This is a genomic window from Pseudomonas oleovorans subsp. oleovorans (assembly GCF_002197815.1).
In the GTDB taxonomy this organism is placed as follows: Bacteria; Pseudomonadota; Gammaproteobacteria; order Pseudomonadales; family Pseudomonadaceae; genus Aquipseudomonas; species Aquipseudomonas oleovorans.
Window position 1 is genome coordinate 59,983 of sequence record NZ_NIUB01000020.1, and the last position, 14,663, is coordinate 74,645.

The window sequence follows — 14,663 nt, forward strand, 5'->3', positions numbered from 1 at the left end:
GCATTGAAAGATATGAAACCATATTTTAAATTGATTTCACCTGCCGCGATCGATGTGTTGCTGCCGGCACCTTTCGACAAGAACAAAGAGGCATTGCCAAGCGTGCGCACTGCCTGAGGAGAAAACCGATGACCGCTCTTGATTTGCACCGGGAACTCAACACCAATTCGAGTGCAGCCGCTGACCTGGCTGCACGTATCCGTGAGTCCGGAGTCGAGTATCTCTACTACCAGGTAGTGACCCTTTCCGGCCGTGTGCTGGCCAAGGTTGTCCCAGCAAAGCACCTGCTGCGTAACCTGGAGAAAGGCGTGCAGTTTCACCGTACATGTCTGAGTGACCTGCAGAGCACCAGTGGTGGTGTGCTGCTGGGGGGCGGTGCTCAGGCTGCCGAGTTCACCGCTATTCCGGATATCGACAGCTTTCGCGTACTGCCATGGGATCGCAGCATTGGCAGCTTCTTCTGCCGCCTGTATGAGCCTGATCACCGTCCAAGCGTTGCCGGCCAGCCTCTTGCTACCGATGCGCGCGGCAACCTGATTCGCGCTCATGATGCCTTTACCAAAGAAACCGGCCTGCGCCTGAAGTCTGGCTGCGAGCCGGAAATGTCCTGGATTGGCGAGTCGATGGAAGTGCAAGTGCGCCCCGGTGCCAGCCCGGCCTATCACCTGGGCAACCTAGAGCTGATGCGCCCGATCTTTAAGAAGGTGATGGAATACTCCACCGCCATGGGACTGGACATGATTGAGGGGGACTACGAGGATCCGGGTCAGCTTGAGCTGAATTGGATGTACGATTCCTGCGAGCTGACGGCCGACCGCCTGATCACCTACCGTCTGATATGCCGTCAGGTGGCACGAGAGCACGGCGTTATCGCCAGCTTCATGGCCAAGCCGAGCACTGGCTGCATGGGTAATGGTTGCCATCACAACGTCAGTCTGTGGCGTGGTGATGAAAACGTGCTGGCCGAAGCGGGTCGTCGTGAACTGCATCTGACCGAGATCGGACGTCATGCCCTGGGTGGGATGCTGCAGCACGCACCGGGTTCGATGATGGTTATGGCTTCGACCGTTAACTCCTATAAGCGCTTCTGGGATACCGGCCTGTTTGCGCCGACCCGCATCAACTGGGGTATGGACAACAAAACCTGCACCGTACGCCTGTCGGCTAACGGTCGTCTGGAGTACAAACTCCCCGACGCCAGCGTTAACCCCTACCTGTCACACGCCCTGCTGCTGGCGGCCATGCGTGATGGACTGCAGAAGCAGACCGATCCAGGCGCCTCGGTGGACAAGGACAGTTATGCGGATGTCAGCGAAATTGGTGTATTGCCGCTGACCCTGGGTGACGCGGTGGCGGCATTCCGTAGTGATGAAGTTATGCGCACTGCTCTGCCACAGGAAATGAGTGATCTTTACTTGGAGCTTAAGGCTGATGAGTGGGCGCGTGCCTGTGGCGCGGTGACCGACTGGGATCGCAAGATGTATTTGGAGTATCTGCCGTGAGTGCCCTGCCAAAACTACGAGTGATCTGCTGCGACCTGCCGGCACCGCCGCTGTTCGAGCGTGATGCCAATGGCGAGCGTCAGGGTTATGAGGCTGATGTGTGCCGCCTGCTGGCGGCGCAACTGGGTTTTGAAGTGGAATGGGCCTACGAAAATTGGGCGGATTTCTACCCGGCGCTGCACGCTGGGCGTGGAGATTTCATTCTCTGCGGCCAGGGAATTTCGGACTATCGCAAGACGCTGGCGGACTTCACGGCGCCATATGCCGTGTTTGACGAGGCAGTGATGGTCAAACGCGGTAGCCCTATTCGCTCGGTGGCGGATCTGGTCGGCAAGCGAGTTGGAGCCATTGCCAACAGCCTTAACATGGCCCTGGCCGAGACTTTCACGGGGGCCATCTGTGTGCCGTTTGGCGGTGACAGCGATGATGTCCTAGGCGACATGGTGCAGGCGGTGCGCGACGGCAACATTGATGCTTTTGTCGATGATGATGTGGCGCTGGTTCCGCTTGCCGAAGAGGAAGATCTGGCGATCGCCTTTAGTGTGCCGACTCAGAACCGCTGGGGGATTGCCGTAGACAAGTCACGCAGCCAGTGGCGCATTGAGGTCGATACGGCGTTAGCGGCGCTGATTGCCGATGGTCGTCTGCAGAAGGCCTGGGAGTACTGGATGCCCGGCCTGAACTATCCTTTCTCGCGATGATTTGTAGGTGCGGCCAGGTATGACTGGCACTTTATATGGCCGTTCGGGGTGACCCGCACGGCCTTTTTCTTGGTTGTACGTTGTAAGGGCTTTGTGAGGGTAAATGGGGCTTCGGGCAAAACCAGAGTCATCCTGCCAGGCTTTGCCGTGTGAAAAGCATGAGGGCTACAATTGAAGCTGTGAACTGTTGTCATATTTAAATGTGGAAAACTGTCGCTTTCCCAAAATTTATACAGTTCTATGCAACCATCTTGGTGACATTCAGCTTTTTAACCGATCGGAGTTCGATTTCACGACCATGCAGCCTAGTAATGGAACCCGCACCGCCTCATTTATGCGCCTTCGTCAGGAGGGGCGTACCGAAGAAGTGGTGAGGCGGTTGATCGAGGTGATCGACCTTGGCCTCTATGCCAAGGGTGAGCAGCTGCCCAGTGAAACCGAGTTGGCGTTGCAGTTTGGAGTGGCTACCGTAACGCTACGTGAAGCGCTGGCTGTATTGCGCCAGCGTGGTCTTATTGAGACGCGCCGTGGGCGCAATGGCGGCAGTTTTGTGTGTGCCATGCCCGAGACTGCCGAACAGGTTTTGCTTGACCGTTTGCTGGAACTGAGTGCTTTGGAGTTACGTGACCTGGGTGATGAGCACATGGCCATTGCTGGAACGGCAGCTCGCCTCGCGGCACAGCGCTCCTCCAAGGAGCATCATCAGCGCCTCATGCACTACATAGAGTCATTGCGCAGCGCTTCTTCTCGCCTTGAGCGGCGTCGCGCCGATGCGCGTTTTCATATTGAAGTGGCTGTGGCCGCTCAATCTGTCAGGCTGACTCATTCTGAAATGCAGTTGCAGGCAGAAATTGGTGAGTTGATCTGGATCGATGCTGAAGGATTCCCAGACGCTGAGGCGACTTGTACCGAGCATCGCGCCATTGTCGATGCAATCGTCAATGGCGATGCCAACCTAGCAGGCATCCTGGCCGAAGCGCACGTGACTCGGGCGGTCAAACGCCTGATAAACCTGCGCCTTCAGTTGATGATGCGGCAAGAGGATGAGGCCAAATTGGCATAACCATTGCTAAAAGATCTGGAAGCGGCGTTTTATGTGAGCCCGTGTGTTCTATGGGAACACTTTGTGGGCCGTACTCCTGAGTATGCAAGAGATAACAACATGCCCAGATCTATCGATGTTCCCGTTTGTATCGAGCGCCTTAAGTCTGCCCTGCACGGGGTGTTTGCCAATTTGCAGGAGTTGAGCGGCGAAGTCGAACGTATCTGGAGTGTGTGCGATAGCCTGCAACGCAAGCCGAGTTCGCGCGATTTGGCTGCGCTGCGTAGTTTGATTGACGCCCAACTGCAGAGCCGTGGCACCTGTGCTAATGGCTCTGGTGTCGTTGTAGAACCGGGCGAGTTGAGCGACCAGCCGATGTATCTGGAGTGGTCACGGCTGGCAGATAACCACAAGACTTTGCCGTTGATGCTCAACTTCAATCAACGAAGTGAAAGTTTTTACAACTACTTGAGCATGCCCTGGTTCACTAGACCGCGTGACACAGGCAAGGCGGCTATAGAGGGGCCTTATGTCGACCTTTATGGTGCTGACATGTATGTGCTGACCTATACCCTGCCGATTTTCTTCAAGGGACGGTTTATCGGGATTGCAGGCGCCGACCTGCCCCTGCATCAGATCGAGCGGGTACTGATCAGAAATCTGTTGCGCCTGCCGCATGAAGCATTGCTGGTTTCTGCCGAAGGTCGCGTGATCGCCGCCAACACTGTGGATTGGGCGACTGGTGATCTGGCTACGCGCCTTATGGGGATCGATGGCGCCGAGTGTTACGCGCTGGATGATGATGTGTTGGGCTGGCAACTGATCTGCTTGCCCCAGGCACTGACATTGTCGGCAGCCTGATTGCTGATCCTAAAAAGCCGTCACATTACTGTGACGGCTTTTTAGCTTTTCAAGCGGGTCGATGCTTGCGGAAGAAGTCGGCGGCCCAGTGGCCCACGGCCTTGTTATCCACTTCTAGCTGGTCCAGGCTGGAGAGCGCCTGTTTGGCGATCTCTTGGGGCAACAAGTTGCCGCCAAATTGTTCGGCCAAACTACGGATATAGTCGCGGGTAAACTCGGGGTGGTACTGCACTGACAGGGCAGGAAACTCGTAGGCAAGCACACCGTGGCTGCAATGCCCGGAGCCACCGATACAGCGAGCCTCATCCGGCAGCTTGGCCACTTGGTCCTGATGGAAGATGAAGCTGGCCCCCGAGTTAGGGCCCTCGTCGCTGTTATCGTAGTGCTGAGCACCGACGCCCCAGCCCTGGCTGGCTTTCTGCGTCTGGCCGCCAAAGGCGTCGGCCATCAGCTGGTGCCCGAAACAGATACCGAAGATTGGTCGACGCATGGCGCGCGCTTGGCGTAGCAGTTCGATCTCTGCCAGCATCCAGTCGGCGCGCTCATAGACGCTGTGCTTGGAGCCGGTGAGCAGGTAGCCGTCGAACTCATCGGCCCTCGGCAGTTTATCGCCCTGTACCGCCGAGACGACGGTGAAATGGGCTTCGGGCAGGTGAGGGGACAACCAGTCGATGATCATCTGTGGGTAGCTGCCGAACCGCGGCTTCAGGTTTTCAGGCACCAGGCCGTTCTCGATGATGCACAGCTGCAGCAGTGGCTTTTGTTTCATGCCTGCAGGCCTTCGATCAGTTGCTGGGCCCACTGTACGGCAACATCACCTGGTAATAGCCCGCTGGATGCATCGTGCAGTCCGCGTTCACCAATGGCCTGCGCGCCCAGTTCAAGCAGGCGTTCGGCAATGATCTGGCTGCCATTGTTGTATGTGGTATAGAAACTGTCGCCCAGGCCGAATGTGGCGAAGCGCAGGCCATTGAGGTTCGGGCGCTGCTCGCCCAATGCTTGGTAAAAGGGCTGGGCCGAATTCGGCAGCTCGCCGTCGCCATAGGTGGAGCAAACAACAATGTAGAAAGTAGCGAGGTCCAGGTCGCTAGCGGCGATCTTGGACATGTCGAATGCTTCGATATCGGTTTGTGCGGCGAGGGCATCAACGATGTCCTCGGCAACCATTTCCGCATTACCGGTTTCGGTACCGTAGAGAACCTGGATCTTCATTTCATACTCCTTATTGCTGATGTGCGACGGCCAGCATGGCGGCACGACTGCGCAGTTTCTGGCGGCTGCGTTGGCTGCCAGCCTGCTGTTGTTCATGACGGTCAATCCGTTGCCAGGCACGGTAGTCGAGGGCGTGTGCCGGTAGTGCAAGTTCACCAGGTTTGCCCAGTGGCAACTGGTCGTTGTTAACCGCGGCAATAATTGCATCAGCGACCAGACGGGCGTCTGCTCGGTTTTCCGGGATGGTTCCGCGCGGTCCACGACGTAGCCAGCCGGCGCAGTAAAGCCCGTGATCGAGGCGGCCGCAGCTTAGGTCGGCGTCGCCGTACAGACTGTCGCGGTGCAGCGGCTGCAGTGCGTGTTCGTTAAAGCCTATTGCGGTAATCAGGCTGTCCAGCATCAGCTCCTGTTCCTCACCTCCCGAACTGGGGGCGATGCGCAGGCGCTCAACGCTGTTCTGGCCGAGCACTTGGCGTGGCACCTTGCCAAAATGCAAGCGCACATTGATGCCTTCTGCTGGCTGCTCGCGCTCCAGTAACTCACGCAGTGCATCCAGGCGGGCCTGTTCGGCCGGCTGCTGGGCTATGCCCAGTTCGGCCCCAGGAGCCAGGCTGAAGCGTGCTCCGCTCAGTTTGCTCAGTTCGCGCAGCATGACGGTATCGCACTTGGCCTGAGCGGCCGGCGAGCGGCCGATTACCTCAATCTGCCGTACCTGCTGTGCGCGCAGCCATTCCAGACTCTGTGGTGACAGGTCTGAGCCTGAAAATTCGTCCTCGCGCTTGGCTAGCAGCCGAATCAGGTCGATGGCGACATTGCCGTTGCCGATAATGGCCACTCGTTCACCAAGTATGGGCGGTGATTCGCATTCCTCAGGGTGATCGTTGAGCAGGCGGGTCAGGCGCCCGGCGCCGAGTATGCCAGGCAGGGTGTCGCCAGGTATGCCCAATGGGGTGTCACCGGCCAGCCCTAGGGTGAGGACGACCACATCAAAGTGCTCGCGCAATGCCGGTAAAGTGATGTCGCGGCCGATCTCCAGGTTGCCGCAAAAGCGGATGTTCTCCCGCTCGAAAAGACGGGCGAATTGATGGGTAATCGCCTTGGTTCCAGGGTGATCAGGGGCCACGCCGTAACGGGCCAGACCATAGGGCACCGGCAGGCGTTCGAACAGCGTGATGGGCGCCTCGGGCCATGCTTTGCGCAGGGTCTGGGCCATGTAGCAGCCGGACGGCCCGGAGCCGACAATAGCGATACTGGGGACGGACATGCGCATTACCCCCGGTCGAAGGCCATAGGTAGGTAGTTGGCACCCGTGTTACCACTGTCCGGTAGCCAGCTGGCTTCACCATTCAGGCGGATGTTCTTCAAGCGTTGGGCTAGCAGGGTTAGGGCTTCGGTCATGTCGCCACGGGCGATGAAGTGGCCGATACAGTGGTGTGCCCCGGCACCAAAACCAAAGTGCGGTGGCCGTTGGGCGGTGATATCGAAACCCGGCTCGCTGAACGTACGAGGGTCGCTGCCGGCAGACTGGCTGAACAGGTGTACTGTGGTGCCGCGTTTGATTTCCAGCCCCTGATAGGTGAAGTCCTCCAGCGCCTCGCGGGTGACCCAGGTAACGGTTGGCCTTACACGCATGACTTCCTCGACTGCGGCGCGGGCCAGATCCGGCTGTTCACCAAGAAGTTTCCATTGGTCTGGATGCTGCAGGAACATGTCCATGGCCAATGACAGTTGATTACGTGTGGTATCAATGCCACCAAAGATCGCTAGTACGATCATGTCGTACAGCTCCTGATCGCTGAGTGCGCTTTTGTCTTCCTCGTTGGCCCTCACCAGCATGCTCAGGAAGTCTTCACCCAGTCCCTGCTCTTTGAGGTGTGCTACAGCCTGCTCGGCATAGCCGAACATTTGGTCTGTAGCGGCGTTGATGCGGGCTTGATCCTGTTTGAAGGTCACCCCAAGCGCCAGCCCCATTTCCACTGCAAGGTCGGCAAGCTTGCGCCATTCAGTACGTGGCAGACCAAGTAGAGCGCAGATCACCATGGTGGCGTAGGGCTCGGCGAACTGGCGCACGAAGTCGCACTGGCCGTCGGCAACGAATTCCTCTATCAGTTCGTTGGCCATTTCCTGGAAGGCTGGGGTCAACTTGCGAACCAGCTTCGGGGAAAAGGCCGGGTTAGCCAGGCGGCGAAGGCGCGAATGATCGGCGCCTTCCTTGCTAAGCAGCATGCGCATCCACCAATCGGCAAAGCTTCCTTTGGCCTGGTTATGAGCGGGCCAGGCATAGCTGCCTTGACGCAGGCGCTGGTCGCGGATCAGCGCATTAACCTCGTCATAACGCAGTACGGCAATACCGTAAGGCGTGCGGGCGAACCAGCTTTTTTCGCGCGCATCACTCACAGCCTCAGAACGAATGGAGAAGCTGGGATCGGCAACATCCAGGAACGGAGCGGTTTCAAGCGAGGTCGGGGACATGGTTTACCTACTCGGTCATGTGGGCGTGTGGGCTATGCTCGATAGCGTTTATTTAATTTAAGATATGGTTTCATATCTTTCAACGTTTTTATATACCTGCCTTCCCGCGCGGCTAGCGGGCAAGGTTCAGGCGCAAGTGTTTGAAGGGCATGATTGAATGGTTGGAGATACTGGGCAGCAGCAGTTATTTCCTGCTGCCTTCGAGGTACCACCTATCTCTATGTAGGCATTGAGCGGGGGGGTTGGCTAGCCCAGTAGCCCCTCGAAGCAGTCGTCGCTATTCAACAAGCGCTCTAGCCTTTCCGGGGTGCGAGGACGGCTGAACCAATAGCCCTGAGCCAGGCGACAACCCTCGGCGCGAAGAAAGTCCAGGTGCTCAGCCAGCTCCACGCCTTCCGCCACTACTTCCAGGCCAAGGCTCAGTCCTAGACCAATAATGGCGCGACCGATCAATTGTGAGTCGCCATCTGCGGATGTACCGCTGATAAAGCTCTTGTCGACCTTTAGGATGTGTAGCGGGAAGCGTTTGAGGTAACCGAGTGAGGAGTAGCCGGTGCCAAAATCGTCCAAAGCCAGCTGAATGCCCAAGCTGGCAAGCTCGCGTAGGCAGGCTAGAGTCTGGGCGCTGTCCACCATCAACTGGCTTTCAGTGATTTCCAGAACCAGGCTGGCGGCTGGTAGGCCACTTTCGCGCAAAATATCAGCTACCCGCGCAGCAAAGTCGGCCTGCTGTAATTGCCGGCTTGATAGGTTGACTGAACAGCGCAACGGCCCCTGACCAGCCAGTTGCCATTGGCGCACCTGAGTGCAGGCCTCTCGCAGCACCCAATCACCGACAGCCATAATTGTTCCGGACTCTTCCAGGTACGGAATAAACTCCAACGGCGAAATGGCCCTTCCCTTGTGCTGCCAGCGCAACAAGGCCTCCACCCCCACTAGCCTGTGCTGCTCCTGATCAAGTTGGCAGATGGGCTGGTAGACGAGACTGAACTCGCCCTTGGACAGTGCACGACTGAGTGCGCCCTGTAGCTCTAGTTGATGCTGGTCTGGCCGTTATCAGCATCCAGCCACTGACCGTCGATATAGGCTTGCTGGCGAAACAGGGCAGCGTTGTTCAGTTGCATAAGGGACTCCGGAGGCATGTGCACCGTTTTTTGTTGGAGTGAGTCCGGCAGGCCGCAGCCTGCCCGGCGCTAGCGGATCAGCTGAGCGGTGTCATCGAGGGCCTGGGCAAAACGCTGCAGGATCAGGCCGATCTCCGCCTCTTGGACAATCAGTGGCGGGCAAAAGGCCAGTGCATCGCCCATGGCGCGGCTGATCATGCCGTGTTCCTGCGCCCGTGCGGCCATGTGTTTGCCCAGGGTGCCGAGGCTCTGGAACGGGGCCTTGGTCGTGCGGTCAGCCACCAGTTCGACTGCCGCAATCAGCCCACAGCCACGGATCTCGCCCACCAGTGGGTGGTCAGCAAACTGATGCAGGCCCTTGTGCAGCAGCTTGCCCATCTCGGCGGCATGCTCGACCAGGTTTTCTTCTTCGATGATTTTGAGGTTTTCCAGCGCCACCGCAGTGGCCACCGGATGGCCGCTGCCAGTAAAGCCATGGCCAAGGGTGCCGAGGCTGTGGCTCTGGTCGGCGATGCCCTGAAACACCTGCTCGTTAATCAGGATGGCGGCCAGAGGCTGGTAGGAAGACGACAGCTGCTTGGACAGCACCATGATGTCTGGCTGGATATCAAAGGTCTGGCTGCCGAACATATTGCCGGTTCGGCCGAAACCACAGATGACTTCGTCGGCGATCACCAGAATGTCGTAGCGCTTACAGATGCGCTGAATCTTTTCCCAGTAGGTGCGCGGCGGAACGATCACGCCACCGGCGCCCATGACCGGCTCACCGATAAAGGCGGCAATGGTTTCCGGGCTTTCACTGAGGATTTTCTGTTCAAGTTCAGCGGCCAAACGGTCGGCAAACTGCTCCTCGGTCTCGCCAGGCAGGGCATGGCGATAGTGGTGCGGGCAGCCGACATGGAGAAAACCGGGCAGCGGCAGATCGAAGCCGCGTTGATTGACCGGCAGGCCGGTCAGGCTGGCACTGGCGACGGTAATGCCGTGGTAGCCGTTGACCCGGCTGATGAACTTCTTCTTGGCCGGGCGCCCCATGGCATTGTTCATGTACCAGACCATCTTCACCACGGTGTCGTTGGCTTCTGAGCCGGAGTTGGTAAAGAACACCTTGCTCATCGGTACGGGCGCCATTTGAACCAACTTCTCGGCCAGTTCAATGCTGGGTTGGTGCGATTTATGGCTGAACAGGTGATAGAACGGCAGGGTATGCAGCTGTTTCTCCGCGGCCGCGATCAGGCGCTGGTTGCTGAAGCCCAGGGCGACACTCCACAGGCCTGACATCGCCTCGATGTAGCCTTTGCCCTGCTCGTCGTACACATACACACCTTCTCCCCGCTCGATAATCAGGGGGCCGACTTCCTGATGCAGGCGTGCGTTGGTGTAGGGGTGGAGTTGGTACTGAATGTCTTTGCTTTGCAACGAAGAAGAAACTGGCTGGTTCATGGCACGATCTCGACTTGAGTGACTAGGCAGGGCTGGCCCGGCTCGGATTTTTTTAGAATGAGTGCCCTGTTGGGCACATGCGCCGCAGGCTACTGCAAGGCAGTGGCGCCGGGCTTGTCGCTGGGTGCAGTGTTTTTTGCACCGGCGGTACTGCCGGTTTCAAGCTGGCACGGCAGCTGTTTGCCGGGTTCTGTTGAAGCCCGTCAGGTCCAGGACCTGTGTGTTGACCTGATCAATGATGTAGGCGCCAATCGGCAGCGCCGACGTTGCGGCCGGCGACGGCGCGTTACAGACGTTGACGCTACGGCGGGTGTTACGGAACAGGAAGTCTTCGATCAACTTGCCATCCCTGGACACCGCCTGGGCGCGCACCCCGGCCGGGTAGGGCTGCAGGTCCTTGATGCTGATACTCGGGCAGTACTTGCGAACCTGCTGCAGGTAGCCGCGCTTGAACAGCGAGTTCTTCATCTCGCCCAGACCGGGACGCAGATTGTCGCGCAACACCTTGCGGATACCCGGATCGCCGAGCATGGCCAGGGTGTCGCTGATGGAAATATCGCGCTTGCGGTAGCCCTCACGCTTGAATGCCAGTACCGCGTTCGGGCCGACGGTCACGCTGCCGTCGATCATGCGTGTCAGGTGAACCCCGAGAAACGGCATGGACGGATCAGGGATCGGGTAGATCAGGTGATTGACGATCTGATTGTGCTGTTCCGGCAGCTGATAGTATTCGCCGCGGAAGGGGCAGATGCTGAAGCCGGGGTCCAGTCCGAGCAGGCGTACGATGCGGTCAGCCATCAAGCCTGAGCAGGAAATCATCAACTGGCAGTTGAAGTCACCGGCGGAGGTCTGCACCTGCATTTCCGTGGGGCGCTCCTGCAGCCCGGTCACTTCGCAGCCATAGCGGATTTCGCCACCACGACGCTGGAACTCGCGCGCCATGGCGGACGCGACTTCTTTGTAGTCAACGATGCCGCTTGAGGGCACGAAGATGCCGCCGATGCCGCTGATATTCGGCTCGCGTTCGCGCAGTTCGCCCGCACTCAGCCAATGCCGCTCCAGGCCATTAGCGGCTGTGCGTTCCCACAGCGCCTGCATGCGCTGCATTTCCAGGTCATTGGTTGCGACCAGCAGCTTGCCGCAATTGTCGTAGCGAATCCCGTGCTGATCACAGAAGGCTTTGGTGGCACGGTTGCCCTCAAGGCAGAATCGGGATTTCAGGGTGCCCGGCGTGTAGTACACACCGGCGTGAATCACGCCGCTGTTGTGGCCGGTCTGGTGCATTGCCGGAGCCTGCTCCTTCTCCAGCAGCAGTATGCGGCTGTCGGGATAGGCCTGGATCAGCTGCATGGCGGTGGACATGCCGATGATGCCGCCGCCAATGATGATGAAGTCGTACATGCCGTTACCTGCGATCTTTAGGTGATTGTCCGAAAGCCTTGGCCTGGCGGCCGGCAGGCTTCGGACAGAGCAGCGGAAGTCAAGGCCGCAGCGTTACTGACGCGGGTTACGCAGCACTTTGGCGTGGGTGAAGTAGCCGCGCTGGCGCATCAGCTCACGGCGCAGGCCCGGATGCGCAGTGAAACGGTCGCGGCCGTGCAGCCAGAAGTGGTTGTTGATGAGCAGGAAGCTGCCCACCGGCACTTCGACCGACAGCTTGTTTTGGCTGTTTTCCAGCGACTGGCACAGGTCTGTCAGCCAGTTGCCTTCCTCGAAATTGCGCGGCTGCACGAACTGGTCGATGTAGCTGATGATCGGACGGCCCTGGTTGTCGGTGTCGAACACCGGGTGAAACACATCTTTGTCGACGCGCTTGCTGGGCGGTGCGCTCCAGCGCATGTCGCGGCGCGCCAAGGGGTGGCTGTTGAAGGTGTCGAGGTGCTCCCAGTCATCAAGGTGCAGCAGCAGGGAGTTACCGCCTTCCATGTTTTGCTCGTCGATCTTCATCATCAGCACGTAGTCGGTGTCTTGCTCGACAAAGGTGCCGTCGGTGTGCAGTTCCAATACCCGGTGTGGCTGGCGCAGGTAGCTGTCGGAGTTATCGACGTTCTGCACCACAAAGCGAGCGTAATACTGGCCACTCATCGCGTCGTAGTTGGAGCGGCCAAACAGGTGGGCCACGGCCGTCGCCAGCTTCACCATGTCTTCGGCCTGCTCGACGTTGTCCAGTCCGGTCGGCTTGATCAGCAAACCACCGGTGCCGCGATCGACCAGGGTGTTCACCAGCACCGGCTGCAGGGTGCCTTCGCACAATTCATCAAGCACTTTGGCCACGTGAAAGCGCAAGAACGACTTGTATTCAAGCGCCTGCACTGGCACATCGGCCAGCGCCGTGAGGAAGGCTTCGATTGTGGCTTGATGGAACGTCAATTCCAGCAGACGCGGCGAGCACTGGCTCGGTTCGAGGGTGAAACCCTTGAGCTCCTGCGGCAGCGGAACGACGAGATCTTTGACGGGAACAAAACGGGTCATGGCGATTCTCCTAGGCGGGGAGTGCGGCGGTGTGGGGTTGGATTAATTTCGACTAAGTGCAAAAATATCGACATTTTAAGTATGTGTCAATAAAACCGTCCGCGCGGATGTCAGCCGCTCTTGGGGCGTGATTCGGTATGATGGCGGGGTATGAAAAAAGGGCTGTTTAGATGCAAGCACCAGTTTCTCGGGAAAACTCCGCTGTGCGTGGCTATGACGTGCTCAAGCGAGACATCATTCGCGGGCTGTTCAAGCCAGGCGAAAAGTTATTGATGAGTGGTTTGAAGGAGCGCTACGGGCTGGGTGTCGGGCCGCTGCGCGAAGCGTTGTCACAGTTGGTGGCAGAGCGTCTGGTGGTGGCGATCAGTCAGCGTGGCTACCGTGTGGCGGCGATGTCGCTGCAAGAGCTGGCGGACATCTACGATGCCCGTGCCCATCTGGAGGCGATGCTCTTGACCCTGGCGATTGAGCGCGGTGACGACAGCTGGGAAGCAGAGATTCTGGCCCGCGACTATGCCCTGGCCAAGGTTGTCGAGGTGCGCAACGCTGAAGAAATGCTCAGCCTCTGGGATGCCCGGCACAAGGCATTCCATGAGGCTATCGTGGCAGGCTGCGGCTCACACCACCTGTTGAAGGTGCGTGCATCGTTGTTCGATCAGGCTGAGCGCTATCGCCATCTCTGGTTGCAGCACACGGTCTTTTCCGACCAGGCATTACAAGCCAAGCGTCAGGAGCATGCGGTGTTGGTTGAGGCGATCCTTGCGCGTGATGCCGTGCGTGCCAGCCGCATCATGCGTGAACACCTGCTCGGGCCCGTGCCGATCATCACTGCGTTGATGAGGCAACGCGGTCTGGCTGGTTAGATCGCACACCTAGTGTGCTGTCTCTGAAATTTCCTTCCTTAGTTCTGTGCGGTCAGTGCTGTCCGAGCGCGTAAGCTGCCCTCGAGCCGGTATAGGGTGGCGTTGCGAAAAAAGCGTTCCAGCAGGTTCAGCTTGGAACCGATTGGTTTACTAGTCACGCCAAGTGAACGTATCCGTCCGGCCAACACACCTTCCGAACTCCAGCATTAAGGGCGATGGTGTCCGCGTATTTTTAAGCGGACGCGATAGCACTTATCGCCGGGATTTCCATGCGCCAACGAAGCTCTTACCCCAAACCGTTCAAGGCCCAGGTTGTTCAGGAGTGCCTGCTACCCGGTGCGACCGTTTCCAGCGTTGCCATCCGCCACAGCATCAATGCCAACGTCATTCGCAAGTGGCTACCGCTTTATCGAGATCAACTGCCAGCGGCGTTGCCGGCGTTCGTTCCTGCGAGAGTTACGCCAAAACGACCAGTTGAACCAGCTGTGATTATCGAGCTACCGCTGGGCGAGCAATCGATCACCGTGAAATGGCCAGCTTCCGATCTTGAAGGATGCGCCCGCTTTGTCCGGGGGCTCGCCCAGTGATTCGTATCGATAGTATCTGGCTCGCCACCGAACCCATGGATATGCGCGCGGGCACTGAAACCGCGTTGGCCCGCGTGGTGGCGGTGTTCGGTGCGGCGAAGCCGCACTGTGCCTATCTCTTCGCCAATCGCCGCGCCAACCGCATGAAAGTCCTGGTGCATGACGGCGTGGGTATCTGGCTGGCCGCGCGGCGATTGAACCAGGGCAAGTTTCACTGGCCAGGCATCCGCCACGGCTCGGAAGTTGAACTCGACACCGAGCAACTTCAGGCGTTGGTACTGGGGCTGCCCTGGCAGCGGGTCGGTGCGGGCGGCGCGATCACAGTGCTGTAGCACCGGCCATTAGCCCATCGGTGTATCTGCGCAGAGCGTCTGCTCTGGCACAATC

Annotated in this window: 14 protein-coding genes and 2 pseudogenes; 7 read left to right on the plus strand and 9 right to left on the minus strand. The window is 58.5% G+C overall.

Annotated features, from left to right (window positions below):
* Positions 1–128: 128 nt before the first annotated feature.
* From PSOLE_RS13500 to PSOLE_RS13515, 4 genes are all read left to right on the plus strand, one after another.
* Complete coding sequence (locus PSOLE_RS13500; protein WP_074856397.1) at positions 129–1,502, plus strand: glutamine synthetase family protein; 1,374 nt, start codon at positions 129–131, stop codon at positions 1,500–1,502.
* Positions 1,499–2,203 carry a substrate-binding periplasmic protein gene (locus PSOLE_RS13505; protein WP_083393712.1) on the plus strand — a complete coding sequence of 235 codons (705 nt, stop codon included), beginning with the start codon at positions 1,499–1,501 and terminating at the stop codon, positions 2,201–2,203. The genes PSOLE_RS13500 and PSOLE_RS13505 overlap by 4 nt, the downstream gene beginning before the upstream one ends.
* A gap of 298 nt (positions 2,204–2,501) precedes the next feature.
* Positions 2,502–3,266, plus strand: a complete 765-nt coding sequence (locus PSOLE_RS13510; protein WP_074856395.1) for a FadR/GntR family transcriptional regulator — start codon at positions 2,502–2,504, stop codon at positions 3,264–3,266.
* Positions 3,267–3,365: 99 nt separating this feature from the next.
* Positions 3,366–4,106, plus strand: a complete 741-nt coding sequence (locus PSOLE_RS13515) for a cache domain-containing protein (protein ID WP_074856394.1) — start codon at positions 3,366–3,368, stop codon at positions 4,104–4,106.
* A 49-nt stretch (positions 4,107–4,155) separates the two neighbouring features.
* Here the strand turns inward: PSOLE_RS13515 and PSOLE_RS13520 are convergent, their stop codons facing one another.
* The 9 genes and pseudogenes from PSOLE_RS13520 to glaH all read right to left on the minus strand — a co-directional run bounded on the left by PSOLE_RS13520 (position 4,156) and on the right by glaH (position 12,826).
* Positions 4,156–4,875, minus strand: coding sequence for a type 1 glutamine amidotransferase (locus PSOLE_RS13520; RefSeq protein WP_074856393.1), 720 nt, complete (start codon positions 4,873–4,875; stop codon positions 4,156–4,158).
* Positions 4,872–5,318: a flavodoxin domain-containing protein gene (locus tag PSOLE_RS13525; protein ID WP_074856392.1), complete on the minus strand. Its 447-nt coding sequence runs from the start codon at positions 5,316–5,318 to the stop codon at positions 4,872–4,874. The genes PSOLE_RS13520 and PSOLE_RS13525 overlap by 4 nt, the downstream gene beginning before the upstream one ends.
* Before the next feature lie 10 nt (positions 5,319–5,328).
* Positions 5,329–6,582 carry an FAD-dependent oxidoreductase gene (locus PSOLE_RS13530; protein WP_074856526.1) on the minus strand — a complete coding sequence of 418 codons (1,254 nt, stop codon included), beginning with the start codon at positions 6,580–6,582 and terminating at the stop codon, positions 5,329–5,331.
* A 5-nt stretch (positions 6,583–6,587) separates the two neighbouring features.
* Positions 6,588–7,790 carry a cytochrome P450 gene (locus PSOLE_RS13535; protein ID WP_074856389.1) on the minus strand — a complete coding sequence of 401 codons (1,203 nt, stop codon included), beginning with the start codon at positions 7,788–7,790 and terminating at the stop codon, positions 6,588–6,590.
* 246 nt (positions 7,791–8,036) lie between these two features.
* Positions 8,037–8,834: pseudogene (locus tag PSOLE_RS13540) on the minus strand (putative bifunctional diguanylate cyclase/phosphodiesterase); the annotation flags it as partial.
* Positions 8,834–8,914: pseudogene (locus PSOLE_RS25160) on the minus strand (hypothetical protein); the annotation flags it as partial. The pseudogenes PSOLE_RS13540 and PSOLE_RS25160, both read right to left, overlap by 1 nt.
* Before the next feature lie 69 nt (positions 8,915–8,983).
* On the minus strand, positions 8,984–10,354 hold the full coding sequence (locus PSOLE_RS13545) for an aspartate aminotransferase family protein (protein ID WP_074856387.1): 1,371 nt from the start codon (positions 10,352–10,354) through the stop codon (positions 8,984–8,986).
* Positions 10,355–10,513: 159 nt separating this feature from the next.
* Positions 10,514–11,755, minus strand: coding sequence for an L-2-hydroxyglutarate oxidase (gene lhgO / locus PSOLE_RS13550; RefSeq protein WP_074856384.1), 1,242 nt, complete (start codon positions 11,753–11,755; stop codon positions 10,514–10,516).
* 93 nt (positions 11,756–11,848) lie between these two features.
* A complete protein-coding gene (gene glaH, locus PSOLE_RS13555) occupies positions 11,849–12,826 on the minus strand; it encodes a glutarate dioxygenase GlaH (protein ID WP_074856382.1) in 978 nt (325 codons plus the stop codon).
* 170 nt (positions 12,827–12,996) lie between these two features.
* On the opposite strand from glaH, the gene csiR reads away from it, so the two are divergent.
* The 3 genes from csiR to tnpB all read left to right on the plus strand — a co-directional run bounded on the left by csiR (position 12,997) and on the right by tnpB (position 14,608).
* Positions 12,997–13,689, plus strand: coding sequence for a DNA-binding transcriptional regulator CsiR (gene csiR / locus PSOLE_RS13560; RefSeq protein WP_074856381.1), 693 nt, complete (start codon positions 12,997–12,999; stop codon positions 13,687–13,689).
* 269 nt (positions 13,690–13,958) lie between these two features.
* The gene (gene tnpA / locus PSOLE_RS13565) at positions 13,959–14,276 is read left to right on the plus strand and encodes an IS66-like element accessory protein TnpA (RefSeq protein WP_074856380.1); all 318 of its coding nucleotides are present in this window, start codon (positions 13,959–13,961) and stop codon (positions 14,274–14,276) included.
* On the plus strand, positions 14,273–14,608 hold the full coding sequence (tnpB, locus tag PSOLE_RS24695; RefSeq protein ID WP_003282984.1) for an IS66 family insertion sequence element accessory protein TnpB: 336 nt from the start codon (positions 14,273–14,275) through the stop codon (positions 14,606–14,608). Before tnpA ends, tnpB begins: the two co-directional genes overlap by 4 nt.
* Positions 14,609–14,663: the final 55 nt, after the last annotated feature.